The organism is Streptomyces sp. A0592, from assembly GCF_004795115.1.
GTDB classification, from domain to species: domain Bacteria; phylum Actinomycetota; class Actinomycetes; order Streptomycetales; family Streptomycetaceae; genus Streptomyces; species Streptomyces erythrochromogenes.
Map to the genome: position 1 here is coordinate 68513 of NZ_SSBM01000009.1, position 12886 is coordinate 81398.

Sequence of the window (12886 nt, forward strand, 5' to 3'; positions counted from 1 at the left end):
ACACGGGACCGGACTCGGCGCAGCCTTCCCGATAAGGCAGTCTTGTCCCGTGCCTCAACCCGAACGTGAGCATTCGCCCGCCACACACGCCGCGCATCCCGCTCCCGCCCATCCGCACACCGCGACGCTGCGCCGCCTGGAGAAGTCCTCCGGCCGGCTCGCCGCCAACGCGATCGCGCGCATGGACGAGACCCTGCCGTGGTACCGGGCGATGCCACCCGAGAACCGCTCGTGGATCGGCCTGGTCGCGCAGGCCGGTATCGCCGCGTTCACCGAGTGGTTCCGGCATCCGGAGACTCCGCAGGCGATCTCCACCGACGTCTTCGGCACGGCTCCGCGCGAGCTGACGAGGGCGATCACCCTGCGTCAGACCGTCGAGATGGTCCGCACCACGATCGAGGTCATGGAGACCGCGATCGAGGAGGTGGCCGCCCCCGGGGACGAGTCGATCCTGCGCGAGGCGCTGCTGGTGTACGCCCGGGAGATCGCCTTCGCGACCGCCCAGGTGTACGCGCAGGCCGCGGAGGCCCGCGGGGCGTGGGACGCCCGGCTGGAGTCCCTGGTCGTCAACGCGGTGCTGTCCGGCGAGGCCGACGAGGGCGCGCTGTCGCGGGCCGCGGCGCTGGGCTGGAACTCCCCGGAGCACGTGTGCGTGGTGCTCGGCACCGCGCCGGAGGGCGACAGCGAGCTCACGGTCGAGGCCATCCGGCGGGCGGCGCGCCACCACAAGCTCCAGGTCCTCACCGGTGTGCTCGGGGACCGCCTGGTCGTCATCGCGGGCGGCAGCGACAACCCGATGCAGGTGGCGAAGTCCCTGATCGGGCCGTTCGCGGCGGGTCCGGTGGTGGCCGGCCCGGTGGTGCCCGACCTGCTGAACGCCACGAAGTCGGCGCAGGCCGCGGCGGCCGGACTGAAGGCCTGTACGGCGTGGCAGGACGCGCCGCGGCCGGTCCTGGCGGATGATCTCCTGCCGGAACGCGCGATCGCCTCCGATCCGGCTGCCAGGGAACAGCTGGTGGAGGAGATCTACAGACCGCTAGAGGAGGCGGGGTCGGCACTGCTGGAGACGTTGAGCGTCTATCTGGAGCAGGCGAGCAGCCTCGAAGGGGCGGCCCGGATGCTGTTCGTGCACCCCAACACGGTGCGCTACCGGCTGCGACGTGTGACCGACGTCACCGGATGGTCGCCGTCAGATGTCCGATCGGCGTTCACGCTGCGGATCGCCCTGATTCTGGGGCGTCTGGCCGACGGCGATGGCCAGTCCTAGACTTTTGTGGGACATCAACAATTACCCCGACGGTTCTTGGTCCCTGTCCCCACGGGCGGCAGGGACCATCCACAAGAGAGAGTGTGAGGGTGCTCGTACTCGTCGCTCCCGGCCAAGGCGCTCAGACGCCCGGCTTCTTGACTCCCTGGCTCGACCTCCCCGGTGCCGCTGACCGCGTCGCCGAGTGGTCCGACGCCATCAAGCTGGACCTTGCCCGCTACGGCACGACGGCCGACGCCGAGGAGATCCGCGACACCGCGGTCGCCCAGCCCCTGCTGGTCGCCGCGGGTCTGCTGTCCGCCTCCGCGCTGGGTTCCGCCTCGGTCTTCGGCGCCGTCGCCGGCCACAGCGTCGGTGAGATCACCGCCGCGGCCATCGCCGGCGTGCTGCCCGAGAAGGACGCGCTGTCGTTCGTCCGGACCCGCGGGCTGGGCATGGCGGAGGCCGCTGCCGTCACCGAGACGGGCATGGCCGCGATCCTCGGCGGGGATCCCGCCGTCGTCGTCGCGCACCTGGAGAAGCTCGGCCTGACCCCGGCCAACATCAACGGCGCGGGCCAGATCGTGGCCGCCGGCACGATGGAGCAGATCGAAGCCCTGCAGGCCGACAAGCCCGAGGGTTCCATGAAGGTCGTTCCCCTCAAGGTCGCGGGCGCCTTCCACACGCACCACATGGCCCCTGCGGTCGCCGAGCTGGCGAAGGCCGCCGAGGCTCTCGCCCCGGCGGACCCGGCCCTGAAGTACGTCTCGAACAAGGACGGCCTCGTCGTCACCACGGGCGCCGACGTCGTCGCCCGCCTGGTCGGCCAGGTCGCGAACCCGGTCCGCTGGGACCTGTGCATGGAGACGTTCGCCGAGCTGGGCGTCACGGGGATCATCGAGCTGTCCCCCGGCGGCACCCTGACGGGTCTGGCCAAGCGCGCGCTGAAGGGCGTACCGAGCGTGGCGCTGAAGACCCCGGACGATCTCGAGAAGGCCGCGGCGCTGGTCGCCGAACTGACGGCCTGAGAGAAGGAGCCCACACAGCATGTCCAAGATCAAGCCGGCCAAGGGCTCCCCCTACGCCCGCATCCTCGGTGTCGGCGGCTACCGCCCGACCCGTGTGGTGCCCAACGAGGTCATCCTCGAGACCATCGACTCCTCCGACGAGTGGATCCGCTCCCGCTCCGGCATCGCGACCCGGCACTGGGCCTCGCCCCAGGAGACCGTCGCCGCGATGTCCGTGGAGGCCTCGGGCAAGGCACTGGCCGACGCCGGTGTCGCCCCCGAGCAGATCGGTGCGGTGATCGTCTCCACGGTCTCGCACTTCAAGCAGACCCCGGCCGTCGCGACCGAGATCGCGCACCGGGTCGGCGCGGTCAAGCCCGCCGCCTTCGACATCTCCGCCGGCTGTGCCGGATTCGGCTACGGCCTGACCCTTGCCAAGGGCATGGTGGTGGAGGGTTCCGCGGAGTACGTCCTCGTCATCGGCGTGGAGCGGCTCTCGGACCTCACGGACCTGGAGGACCGCGCGACGGCCTTCCTGTTCGGCGACGGTGCCGGCGCGGTCGTCGTCGGCCCCTCGGACGAGCCGGCCATCGGCCCCACCGTGTGGGGTTCCGAGGGCGACAAGTCCGACACGATCAAGCAGACCGTGCCGTGGGACGAGTACCTCGGCAAGGACGCCGGAGAGAAGTTCCCGGCCATCACGCAGGAGGGTCAGGCGGTCTTCCGCTGGGCCGTCTTCGAGATGGCCAAGGTGGCCCAGCAGGCGCTCGACGCCGCCGGGATCACCGCGGAAGACCTGGACGTCTTCATCCCGCACCAGGCGAACATGCGGATCATCGACTCGATGGTGAAGACTCTGAAGCTGCCGGAGCACGTCACGGTCGCCCGTGACGTGGAGACCACCGGCAACACGTCGGCCGCCTCGATCCCGCTCGCCATGGAGCGGCTCCTGGCGACCGGAGCGGCGAAGAGCGGCGACACCGCGCTCGTCATCGGCTTCGGGGCGGGGCTCGTCTACGCCGCGACGGTCGTTACCCTCCCCTAGGGCCGGGATCCACATCCCGGTCTTTCTACCCAGTTACCCAGAGAAGGAGCGCCACATGGCCGCCACGCAGCAGGAGATCGTCGAGGGCCTCGCCGAGATCGTCAACGAGATCGCGGGCATCCCGGTCGAGGACGTCGAGATCGGCAAGTCCTTCACCGACGACCTGGACGTCGACTCCCTGTCCATGGTCGAGGTCGTCGTCGCCGCCGAAGAGCGCTTCGACGTCAAGATCCCGGACGAGGACGTCAAGAACCTCAAGACGGTCGGCGACGCCGCGGACTACATCCTGAAGCACCAGGCCTGAGCCTGACGAGCGTTTGTCGCCACCCGGCGGTGGCGCCGTGACAATTCAGCACCCTCTGAGACGTGGAGAAAGAATTCCTGTGAGCCCGACCAATCGCACCGTGGTCGTCACCGGTATCGGCGCAACCACTCCGCTGGGTGGCGACAGCGCTTCGACCTGGGAAGGTCTGCTCGCCGGCCGTTCCGGCGTCAAGCCCCTGGAGGGCGAGCGCTTCGCCGAACTCCCGGTACGCATCGCCGCCCCGGTCGCCGTGGACCCGAGTGAGGTCCTGCCCCGGCCGCTGGCCCGCAAGCTGGACCGCTCGGCGCAGTTCGCCGTCATCGCGGCCCGCGAGGCGTGGGCCGACGCCGGCTACACCGCCCCGGCGGGCGAGGACGAGTCCGTCGCGCCCGACCGCCTGGGCACCGTGATCGCCTCCGGCATCGGCGGCGTCACCACTCTCCTCGACCAGTACGACGTACTGAAGGAGAAGGGTGTGCGCCGGGTCTCCCCGCACACCGTCCCCATGCTCATGCCGAACGGCCCCTCGGCCAACGTCGGTCTCGAAGTCAACGCCCAGGCCGGCGTGCACACTCCGGTGAGCGCCTGCGCGTCCGGCGCCGAGGCCATCGGCTACGCCGTCGAGATGATCCGCACCGGCCGTGCCGACGTGGTCGTCGCGGGCGGCACCGAGGCCGCGATCCACCCGCTGCCGATCGCCGCCTTCGCCAACATGATGGCGATGTCGAAGAACAACGAGAGCCCCGAGACGGCCTCCCGTCCGTACGACAAGGGCCGTGACGGCTTCGTCCTGGGCGAGGGTGCGGGCGTCGTCGTCCTGGAGTCCGCCGAGCACGCCGCCAAGCGCGGCGCCCGCGTGTACTGCGAGGTGCTGGGCCAGGGCCTGTCCGCGGACAGCCACCACATCGCGCAGCCCGAGCCGACCGGCCGCGGTGTCGCCGCCGCGGTGCAGAACCTGCTCGACAACACGGGTCTCGACCCGGCCGAGCTGGTCCACGTCAACGCGCACGCCACGTCCACCCCGCAGGGTGACACGGCCGAGATCAAGGCCCTGCGCAAGGTCCTGGGCGACGACCTCGACCACATCGCGATCTCCGCGACCAAGTCGATGACCGGTCACCTGCTGGGCGGCGCGGGCGGTATCGAGACCGTCGCGACCGTGCTGGCGCTGTACCACCGTCTGGCCCCGCCGACGATCAACATCGACGCGCTCGACGACGACATCGACGCGGACATCGTCCGGGACGAGCCGCGCAAGCTGCCGGCCGACGGCCCGATCTCCGCGATCAACAACTCCTTCGGCTTCGGCGGCCACAACGTGACGCTCGCCTTCCGAAGCGTCTGATCCGTTCGACGTGTTCGACGTGAAGGGCCCCGCACGGCAGTCGCCGTGCGGGGCCCTTCACGTTCCGACCGGCCGTGGCGCAGGTCAGACCACCTGGTGGAGCCAGCGGACCGGGGCGCCCTCGCCGGCGTAGCGGAAGGGCTCCAGTTCGTCGTCCCAGGGCTTGCCGAGCAGTTTGGCGATCTCCGCCTCCAGGTCGGTCTCGCCGCGCGTGGACCGTGCCAGCGCGGCCCGCAGCCGGTCCTCCGGGATCAGGATGTCGCCGTGCAGGCCGGTGACGGCGTGGAAGATGCCGAGCTCCGGTGTGGAGCTGTAGCGCTCACCCTCGGCGGTCGGGCAGGGCTCCGCGGTCACCTCGAAGCGCAGCAGGTGCCAGCCGCGCAGCGCGGAGGCGAGTTTCGAGGCGGTGCCCGCTTCGGCCTGCCAGGAGAACTCGGCTCTCCAGGTGCCCGGGGAGGCGGGCTGCCGGATCCAGTCGAGGTTCACCCGCACCCCGAGCACGCCCGCTACGGCCCATTCCACGTGCGGGCAGAGCGCGCGCGGTGCGGAATGCACGTACAGAACTCCACGTGTCGTCACCGGGACCTCCAGTGGTGGACGAGGTCGGGAATAAACTCCAGAAAACGGACAGTATGTGACGTGATGTAATGTAACGGAAATTATTTGACATTGCGCAACGGGACCTGCGGCCGAAACGCCACGGGAAAAAGCTACCGTGCGCCAGGGGTCCCGGTGTGACGTACGGTCGCTCCGAGGCCGGTAAACACAGAGCTTTCACTCAGCAGGACCCCCCGAAGGACGTGGGGGCCACAAGGAGGGGTCCTTCCCATGCGCACCACCGCTCCCCGCCGCCGCGCGCGCCGTGCTCTCGCGGGTGCGGGCGCGACGGTCGCGCTGCTGACCGGGGCCCTGACCGGGTGCCAGTCGGGCGGGTCGGCCGACCCGGGCGAGCGCGGGGCGCAGTCCGCTCCCCGGTGGAACACCGCGCCCACCTCGATCGCCGCCACCGGCGACTCCATCACACGTGGTTTCGACGCCTGTTCGGTCCTCGCCGACTGCCCCGAGGTCTCCTGGGCCACCGGCAGCGACCCCGCCGTCCGCTCCCTCGCCGCCCGGCTCCTCGGGGACGCCGCGGTGCCCGGGCGCAGCTGGAACTACGCGGTGACCGGCTCGCGGATGGCGGACCTGCCGGGCCAGCTGACCGCGGCCGCCGCGCACAAGCCCGACCTGGTCACGGTGATGGTGGGGTCGAACGACGCCTGCCGGCCCACCGCTTCGTCGATGACCCCGGTGGCGGAGTTCCGGTCCGGGTTCGAGCAGGCCCTCGCGCAGCTGCGGGCCGCGTCCCCGGCCTCCCAGGTGTACGTCTCCAGCGTGCCGGACCTGCAGCGGCTGTGGGAGCAGGGCAAGGACCTCCCGATGGTGCGCCAGGTGTGGAAGCTGGGCATCTGCCAGTCGATGCTCGCCGATCCGCTGTCGCTGGCCACGGGGGCCACGGCCCGGCGCGAGCAGGTGCGGGCGCGGGTGGTCGAGTACAACGAGGTGCTGCGCGAGGTCTGCGGGAAGGACGCGCTGTGCCGTTACGACGGCGGCGCGGTGTTCCAGTACCCCTTCGCGGCGGAGCAGTTGAGCCGCTGGGACTGGTTCCATCCGGGCAAGGACGGGCAGGCGCGGCTGGCGGAACTGGCACACCGCCAGGTGACGACCGCCGAACCGCCGCGTTGACCTCCCCGTGCGCGCAGGGTCCGGGGGCGGGAGTCAGGGCCCGCCCCCGGACCGGCTTTCAGGGGTGATTTCCGGCCATACGGCGTGTCACGCGATGTCGAGCGTCGCGGTCAGCCGGGTGTCGCCGTGCGCGCGGCTCGCGCGGACCTCGTAGGCGCCGCCGATCCGCAGCCAGCCGCGGGCCTCCTCGTCCCAGATCTCGAAGGCCCGGGCGGGCAGCGGGATCTCGGTCTCGACGCTCTCGCCGGGGCCCGCGGCGACGCTCGCGAAGCCGGCCAGCCAGCTCGCCGGGCGCTCCACCGTCGTGCTCCGCGCGCCGTTGGACGCAGTCTCGACGGGTGCCAGGTAGACCTGGACGACCTCGCGGCCGGGCCGGGTACCGGTGTTGGTGACGCGGACCCGTACGGCGTCGGCAGTGGCCTCCAAGGACTCGTACGCCCAGTCGGTGTAGCCCAGGCCGTGCCCGAAGGGGTAGGCGGGGACGACGCCGTGCTTCTCGTAGGCCCGGTAGCCGATGCAGAGGCCCTCGCCGTACTCCAGGCGCCCGTCGGCGGGGACGACCTCGGTGACGGGCGCGTCCGCGAACCGGGCGGGCCAGGTGGTGGGCAGCCGCCCGCCCGGCTCCGCCTCCCCGAGGAGTACGTCGGCCAGCGCGGCCCCGCCCTCCTGCCCGGGGAACCAGGTCAGCAGGACGGCGGCGACGTCCTCGCGCCACGGGAGCTCCACCGGGGAGCCGGCGTTGACGACGACCACGGTGTTCGGGTTGACGGCGGCGACGGCCCGCACGAGGTCGTCCTGGCGGCCCGGGAGGGCGAGGTCGGCGCGGTCGAAGCCCTCGGACTCCACCCGCTCGGTGGTGGCGACGACCACGACGGCGGTGTCGGCGGCGCGGGCGGCCTCCACCGCCTCGGCGATCAGCTCGTCGGGGTCGCGCCGCGGGCCGAGGTGGAGCAGCGAGAACATGATCGCCTTGAGCGGCAGCGCGGTCACGTCGGGGACCTGGTAGGTCAGCGACACCTCGACGGGCTCGCCCTCGGTGAGGGTGACGCGGGCGCGCTCGCTGGGCGCCCCGAAGAAGGCCTCGAAGGGGTCGGCCTCGTCGCCCATCTCCTGGACGCCGCTCCACCGGTGCCGCCCGTCGACCGCGAGGGAGAAGGCGCCGAGCCCGCGGGTGCCGAAGGCGTGCTCACCGCTCTCGCGCGGCACGAACGTACCGCGGACCTCGATGCTCGCCATCGTCTCGTACGTGGCGCCGGCGGGCAGGTCGTCGCCGATCCACTGGACCTGGCCGGTGGGCAGGCCGCCCTCGCCGAGGACGGCCCCGGAGGCGTCGCGGCACACGGCGACGAGTTCGAACCCCTTGTCGGCGGGGGTGGGCTCCTCGGAGGGGTCGGCTCCGACGGCGTAGGTCAGGGCCCCTTCCGGGAGGGCCGCGGCGAGCCCGTCGAGCGGGGAGACGACCCGCTCGGGGAAGACGGTGGCACTGCCGCCGCCGAGCACCCGGGCGTCGCGCGCGGCGGCGCCGAGCAGGGCGACGGTGTGCCCGGCGGAGGCGTCCAGCGGCAGGGCGCCGTCCTCGTTGCGCACGAGGACGAACCCGCGGGCGGCGAGCTCGCGGGCCAGCGCCCGGCCGTCGACCGGGGCCGGGGCGGTCTCGACGACGGCGGGAGCGCCCTCCAGGGCCCCGACGCGGGCGGCGAGGCGCAGGACGTTGCGCACGGCGTCGTCGACGGCGGACTCGGGGACCTCCCCGGCGCGGACGGCCTCGGCCAGGGCGGGTCCGTAGACGGTGGTCGGGCCGGGCATGGCCACGTCCATGCCGCCCAGGATGTCGCCGGTGGTGGAGCGGGCGGCCATCCAGTCGGAGACGTTGGCGCCGTCGAAGCCCCACTCGCCGCGCAGGACCTCGTTCACCAGGTACCGGTGCTCGGTCATCGTCGTGCCGTTGACCTGGTTGTAGGCGGTCATGATGCCCCAGGGGTGGGCGTTGGCGACGATGGCCTCGAAGGGCGCGAGGTAGAGCTCGCGCAGCGGGCGCGGGGCGATGACGCTGTTGACGGTGAAACGGTCGGTCTCGGCGTCGTTGCCGACGAAGTGCTTGACCGTGGTCCCGACCCCCCCGTCCTGGACGCCGTTCACATAGCCGCTGCCGATGGCTCCGGTGAGGTACGGGTCCTCGGAGTAGCACTCGAAGTGGCGGCCGCCGAGCGGGGAGCGGTGCAGGTTGACGGTGGGCGCCAGCAGGACGTGGACGCCCTTGCGGCGGGCCTCCTGGGCGAGGAGCCGGCCGGCGCGGCGGGCGAGTTCCGGGTCCCAGGCGGCAGCGAGCGACGTCGGGGAGGGCAGGGCAACGGACGGGTCGTCGGCGGTCCAGCGCACGCCGCGCACCCCGATGGGGCCGTCGGACATGACCAGGGACTTCAGCCCGATGGCGGGGATCGCGGGCAGGGACCACATGTCCTGGCCCGCCAGCAGAAGGGCCTTGGTGTCGAGGTCGAGCTTGTCGAGCGCCGCCTCCACGGCGTCGTCCCGTATCTGATCGCGGACCTGATCGGCATCGGTCACGGCCGTGCCTCCTCGTCGAGAGCGGTGCGGTTGCGCGGTGCGGCGCTGTGCGGTGCCCCCATCGTGGACCCGCCGCCTGGTGAGCGGTAGGGTTTGTTATCTTTTCGTGATATGCGGATGTCGTACGGTCCTCCTACGGTCCTGCCGACGGGATTGCACGGAAGGGGTGCCATGGCGATGGCCAGGGCGAGAAGCGAGGAGCGCCGCGGGGAGATCGTCCGCGCCGCCGTCGAGGTGATCGCGGAGCGCGGCTACCGGGGCGCGTCCCTGGGCACGGTCGCGGAGCGCGTGGGCCTGACCCAGCAGGGGCTGCTGCACTACTTCCCGACCAAGGAGGCGCTGCTCGTCGCGGTGCTGGAGGAACGCGACCGGTGGGACACGGGCGGCGGTTCGCGCGCCGCGGCGGACACCTGGCGCCTGGACCTGCTGGCCTCGCTGGTGGACTACAACGCGATGCGCCCGGGCATCGTGCAGACCTTCTCGGCGCTGCTGGGCGAGAGCGTCACCGACGGGCATCCGGCCCGGGAGTTCTTCACCGAGCGCTACGCCCAGGTCCGGGCGGAGATGGCGGCGGTTCTGCGCGCCGAGTTCGGCGACCGCCTGCCCTCGGGCCTGACCCCGGAGCAGGCGGCCCCGCTGCTGACGGCGGTCATGGACGGACTCCAGTACCAGTGGCTGCTGGCCCCGGAGTCCGTGGACATGCCCGCCGCCTTCCGCGCCTTCCTGACCCTGCTGCGGGGCCCGGAGGCCTGAGGGCCTAGTCGACCTGGAGCTCGCCCATCCGGCTCCAGCCGGTCGCACCCTCGATGGTGGTGCTGACGATCTCGGGCGTACGGGTCACCATCGGGCGCATGGTCTCCAGCGCGGCGCTGAAGTGCTCGGAGGTGACGTGCGCCTCGGCGGCGTCGTCCTGGAAGGCCTCGACCAGCACGTAGGTGTTCGGCTCCTCCAGGCTGCGCGACCACTCGAACCACAGGTTGCCGGGTTCGGCGCGGGTGGCGCGGGTGAACGGCGCGACCTTGTCGGGCCAGGCGTCGACGTATTCGGGCTTGACGGGGAATTTCACCACAATGAAGATCACACCGGCATTTTATGCAGGTTGATCCATCCCGGGGGCGCACTCCCCCGCCCGCGGCCCCGGCCCTGCCTCCGGCCCCGGCCGGTCAGGGGCGCAGGGCGGAGAGGTCCCGGGCCGCAAGGTCCGGGCGGGACGTCAGCGCGGCGTGGACCGACTCCAGGACCGGCAGCGGCGCACGGGCCGTGGCCAGGGCCACGTCCTTCGCCGCCAGGGCGACCGGGAAGTGCGAGGCGTCGGCGTACGCACGCGCCACCGCGCCCGCCAGCGGTCCGCGGGCCAGCTGCGCGCGGACCAGTTCCTCCGGCAGACCCAGGGCTCCGCCCAGCCTCAGTGCCTCGGCCACCAGGGCCACCCCGCCGACCGCCGTGTTGATCAGCACCAGCTTCAGCGCCGCGCCCGAACCCGCCGGGCCGCACACCGTGACCTCGCCGAGGGTGTCGAGGACCCGCCGGACCGGGCCGGGCAGCGGGTCGCCGCCCGCCAGCACCCACAACTCCCCCGCCGCCGCCCGGTCGACGCTCCCCATCACGGGCGCGTCGGTCAGCGTCACCCCCTCCGGCAGCCGCCCGGCGAGCTCGCGCACCGCCTCCGGCCCCACCGTGGAGGTGTCGATCCAGTGGACGCCGGGGCGCAGGGCCGGCAGCACGCTCTCCGCGACGTCCCGCAGGGCCGCCGGGTCGGCCAGCATGGTGATGACGAGGTCCGCCGCCCGGACGGCCTCGGCGGGCGTGGCGGCGACCGTCGCGCCGGCCTCCGCCAGCGGCCGCGCCTTCTCCGGCGTCCGGTTCCACACCGTCAGCCCGTGTCCGTGGGCCAGCAAGTGACGGGCCATCGGGGCGCCCATGTTGCCGAGGCCGAGGAATGCGATCTGCTGCGCTGTGTCCATGCCCCGACGCTAGGCCCCGACCGTTCATGCAACAAGCGAATGTCTAGCATGGGTGCCATGCCGACTCCGCACAGCCTGTACGAGGTCTTCCTGCGCGTGGCCCGCCTGGCCTCCTTCACCGCCGCCGCCCGCTCCCTGGGCTACACCCAGTCCGCCGTCTCCCGGCAGATCCAGACCCTGGAGGACGAGTGGGGCGCCGCGCTCTTCGACCGGCTCCCGCGCGGCGTCCGCCTCACCGAGGCCGGCCGCGTCCTGCTCCCGCACGCCGAGGCCGTCGGCGAGCGCCTGCGCACCGCCCGCGCCGAGCTCGACGCGCTGCGCACCCTGGGCGCCGGCCGGCTGCGGATCGGCTCCTTCTCCACCGCGGACGCGGCGCTGCTGCCGCGCGCACTGGCCGCCTTCCGGGCCCGCCACCCCGCCGTCGCGCTCACCCGTACCGAGGGTCCCTCGGCCAAGCACCTCGCCCTGCTCTCGGCCGGGGAGCTCGACCTCGCCGTCGTCGCCGAGACCTCCGGGCGGCCGCCCCGGGACTGCACCCCGCACCACCTGCTCGACGAGCGCATGTACGTGGCCCTGCCGGGCGGCCACCGGCTCGCCGGACGCACCGGGCTGCGGCTGGCCGAACTGGCCGACGAGGAGTGGATCGCCGCCGGCACCCGCCCCGAGGAGACCCTCATGCACTCCGCGCTGGCGGGCGGTTTCCGCCCCCGTGCGGGCTTCGTCGCCGCCGACTGGATCGCCAAGCAGGGCTTCGTCGCGGCCGGGCTCGGCGTCACCCTCGTACCGGAGCTCGCCGCCTCCTCCGTACGTCCCGACCTCGTGCTGGTCCCGCTGCACCCGCAGGACGCCCCGCGCCGCGGGGTCTACGCGGCCACCCCGCGCGGGATCGCCCCCTCACCGGCCGCCGCGGCCCTGCTGACCCTGCTGAAGGAAACCGCGGACGGGTTGGCATCCTGACCGGGTGAAGATCGCCGCAGCACAGATGACGTGCGTCCCCGCCGATGTCCGCGCGAACGCCGCGCAGGCCGCCGCCCTCGCCGTGACCGCCCGTGAGCAGGGCGCCGCACTGGTGGTGTTCCCGGAGTTCACGCTCACCGGCTACGAGCTGGACGCGCTCGCCGCCGACCCCGGGCTGTGGACCGCCGCCGACGACCCCCGGCTGGACCCGCTGCGCGCCGCCGGGATCGCCACCGCGGTCAACGTGGCCCTGCCCGGCGACGGCCCGCGGCCCGCCATCGCGACGCTGGTCCACGACGCGGACGGCGCGCACGTGGCGACGTACCGCAAGCAGCACCTCTTCCGCCACGAGCAGGACGTCTTCGAGCCCGGAACCGCCGACGGGCGCTTCGAACTCCTCGGGGTCCGCTTCTCGCTGGGCGTCTGCTACGACAACCACTTCCCCGGGCTGCCGGGCCGGGGCGCGGCCGACGGCTGCCGGGTCCACCTGGCGAGCTCCCTGTACGGGACCGGCGACGGGATCCGCGAGCGCGCCACCGTGTATCCGGGGATCGCCGAGCGGGACGGTCTGTACGTCGTCCTCGCCAACCACGTGGGCCCGGCGGGACCGTGGACCGGCTGCGGCCGCTCGGCCGTGTGGGCCCCCGGCGGCACGCTGCTCGCCGAGGCGGACGACTGCACCCCTTCGGTGGTGACCGCCTCGGTCGGCCCCGCCCTCTGACGGGGCC

General features: G+C 72.8%; 13 protein-coding genes. 9 read left to right on the forward strand and 4 right to left on the reverse strand.

Annotated elements, in window-relative coordinates:
• Window positions 1–49 precede the first annotated feature (49 nt).
• The 5 genes from E6U81_RS15570 to fabF all read left to right on the forward strand — a co-directional run bounded on the left by E6U81_RS15570 (window position 50) and on the right by fabF (window position 4947).
• Window positions 50–1267 carry a helix-turn-helix domain-containing protein gene (locus E6U81_RS15570; RefSeq protein ID WP_031145927.1) on the forward strand — a complete coding sequence of 406 codons (1218 nt, stop codon included), beginning with the start codon at window positions 50–52 and terminating at the stop codon, window positions 1265–1267.
• A gap of 89 nt (window positions 1268–1356) precedes the next feature.
• Complete coding sequence (locus tag E6U81_RS15575; protein ID WP_136230678.1) at window positions 1357–2274, forward strand: ACP S-malonyltransferase; 918 nt, start codon at window positions 1357–1359, stop codon at window positions 2272–2274.
• A 19-nt stretch (window positions 2275–2293) separates the two neighbouring features.
• On the forward strand, window positions 2294–3298 hold the full coding sequence (locus E6U81_RS15580) for a ketoacyl-ACP synthase III (protein ID WP_031145922.1): 1005 nt from the start codon (window positions 2294–2296) through the stop codon (window positions 3296–3298).
• 55 nt (window positions 3299–3353) lie between these two features.
• On the forward strand, window positions 3354–3602 hold the full coding sequence (locus E6U81_RS15585) for an acyl carrier protein (protein WP_136230679.1): 249 nt from the start codon (window positions 3354–3356) through the stop codon (window positions 3600–3602).
• A 79-nt stretch (window positions 3603–3681) separates the two neighbouring features.
• Entirely contained in the window at window positions 3682–4947 is a 1266-nt protein-coding gene (gene fabF / locus E6U81_RS15590; protein ID WP_136230680.1) for a beta-ketoacyl-ACP synthase II, read from the forward strand.
• Window positions 4948–5031: 84 nt separating this feature from the next.
• Here fabF and E6U81_RS15595 read toward each other — a convergent pair whose 3' ends face one another.
• Window positions 5032–5526 carry a DUF3145 domain-containing protein gene (locus E6U81_RS15595; protein WP_136230681.1) on the reverse strand — a complete coding sequence of 165 codons (495 nt, stop codon included), beginning with the start codon at window positions 5524–5526 and terminating at the stop codon, window positions 5032–5034.
• 249 nt (window positions 5527–5775) lie between these two features.
• On the opposite strand from E6U81_RS15595, the gene E6U81_RS15600 reads away from it, so the two are divergent.
• Window positions 5776–6672, forward strand: a complete 897-nt coding sequence (locus tag E6U81_RS15600; RefSeq protein ID WP_136230682.1) for an SGNH/GDSL hydrolase family protein — start codon at window positions 5776–5778, stop codon at window positions 6670–6672.
• 87 nt (window positions 6673–6759) lie between these two features.
• Here the strand turns inward: E6U81_RS15600 and E6U81_RS15605 are convergent, their stop codons facing one another.
• Window positions 6760–9237, reverse strand: coding sequence for a glycoside hydrolase family 3 C-terminal domain-containing protein (locus E6U81_RS15605; protein WP_136230683.1), 2478 nt, complete (start codon window positions 9235–9237; stop codon window positions 6760–6762).
• 177 nt (window positions 9238–9414) lie between these two features.
• Between E6U81_RS15605 and E6U81_RS15610 the strand changes: the two genes are divergently transcribed.
• Window positions 9415–9990, forward strand: coding sequence for a TetR/AcrR family transcriptional regulator (locus tag E6U81_RS15610; RefSeq protein ID WP_136230684.1), 576 nt, complete (start codon window positions 9415–9417; stop codon window positions 9988–9990).
• A 4-nt stretch (window positions 9991–9994) separates the two neighbouring features.
• On the opposite strand, the gene E6U81_RS15615 is transcribed toward E6U81_RS15610, so the two are convergent.
• Both E6U81_RS15615 and E6U81_RS15620 read right to left on the reverse strand, forming a co-directional pair.
• Window positions 9995–10318 (reverse strand): putative quinol monooxygenase, encoded by a 324-nt coding sequence (locus tag E6U81_RS15615; RefSeq protein WP_031145911.1) that lies wholly within the window; start codon window positions 10316–10318, stop codon window positions 9995–9997.
• A gap of 82 nt (window positions 10319–10400) precedes the next feature.
• Window positions 10401–11201: an NAD(P)-dependent oxidoreductase gene (locus E6U81_RS15620; protein ID WP_136230685.1), complete on the reverse strand. Its 801-nt coding sequence runs from the start codon at window positions 11199–11201 to the stop codon at window positions 10401–10403.
• A gap of 57 nt (window positions 11202–11258) precedes the next feature.
• Between E6U81_RS15620 and E6U81_RS15625 the strand changes: the two genes are divergently transcribed.
• Both E6U81_RS15625 and E6U81_RS15630 read left to right on the forward strand, forming a co-directional pair.
• Window positions 11259–12158 carry a LysR family transcriptional regulator gene (locus tag E6U81_RS15625; protein WP_136230686.1) on the forward strand — a complete coding sequence of 300 codons (900 nt, stop codon included), beginning with the start codon at window positions 11259–11261 and terminating at the stop codon, window positions 12156–12158.
• A 4-nt stretch (window positions 12159–12162) separates the two neighbouring features.
• Complete coding sequence (locus E6U81_RS15630) at window positions 12163–12879, forward strand: carbon-nitrogen hydrolase family protein (RefSeq protein WP_136230687.1); 717 nt, start codon at window positions 12163–12165, stop codon at window positions 12877–12879.
• The last annotated feature ends 7 nt before the right edge of the window (window positions 12880–12886 follow it).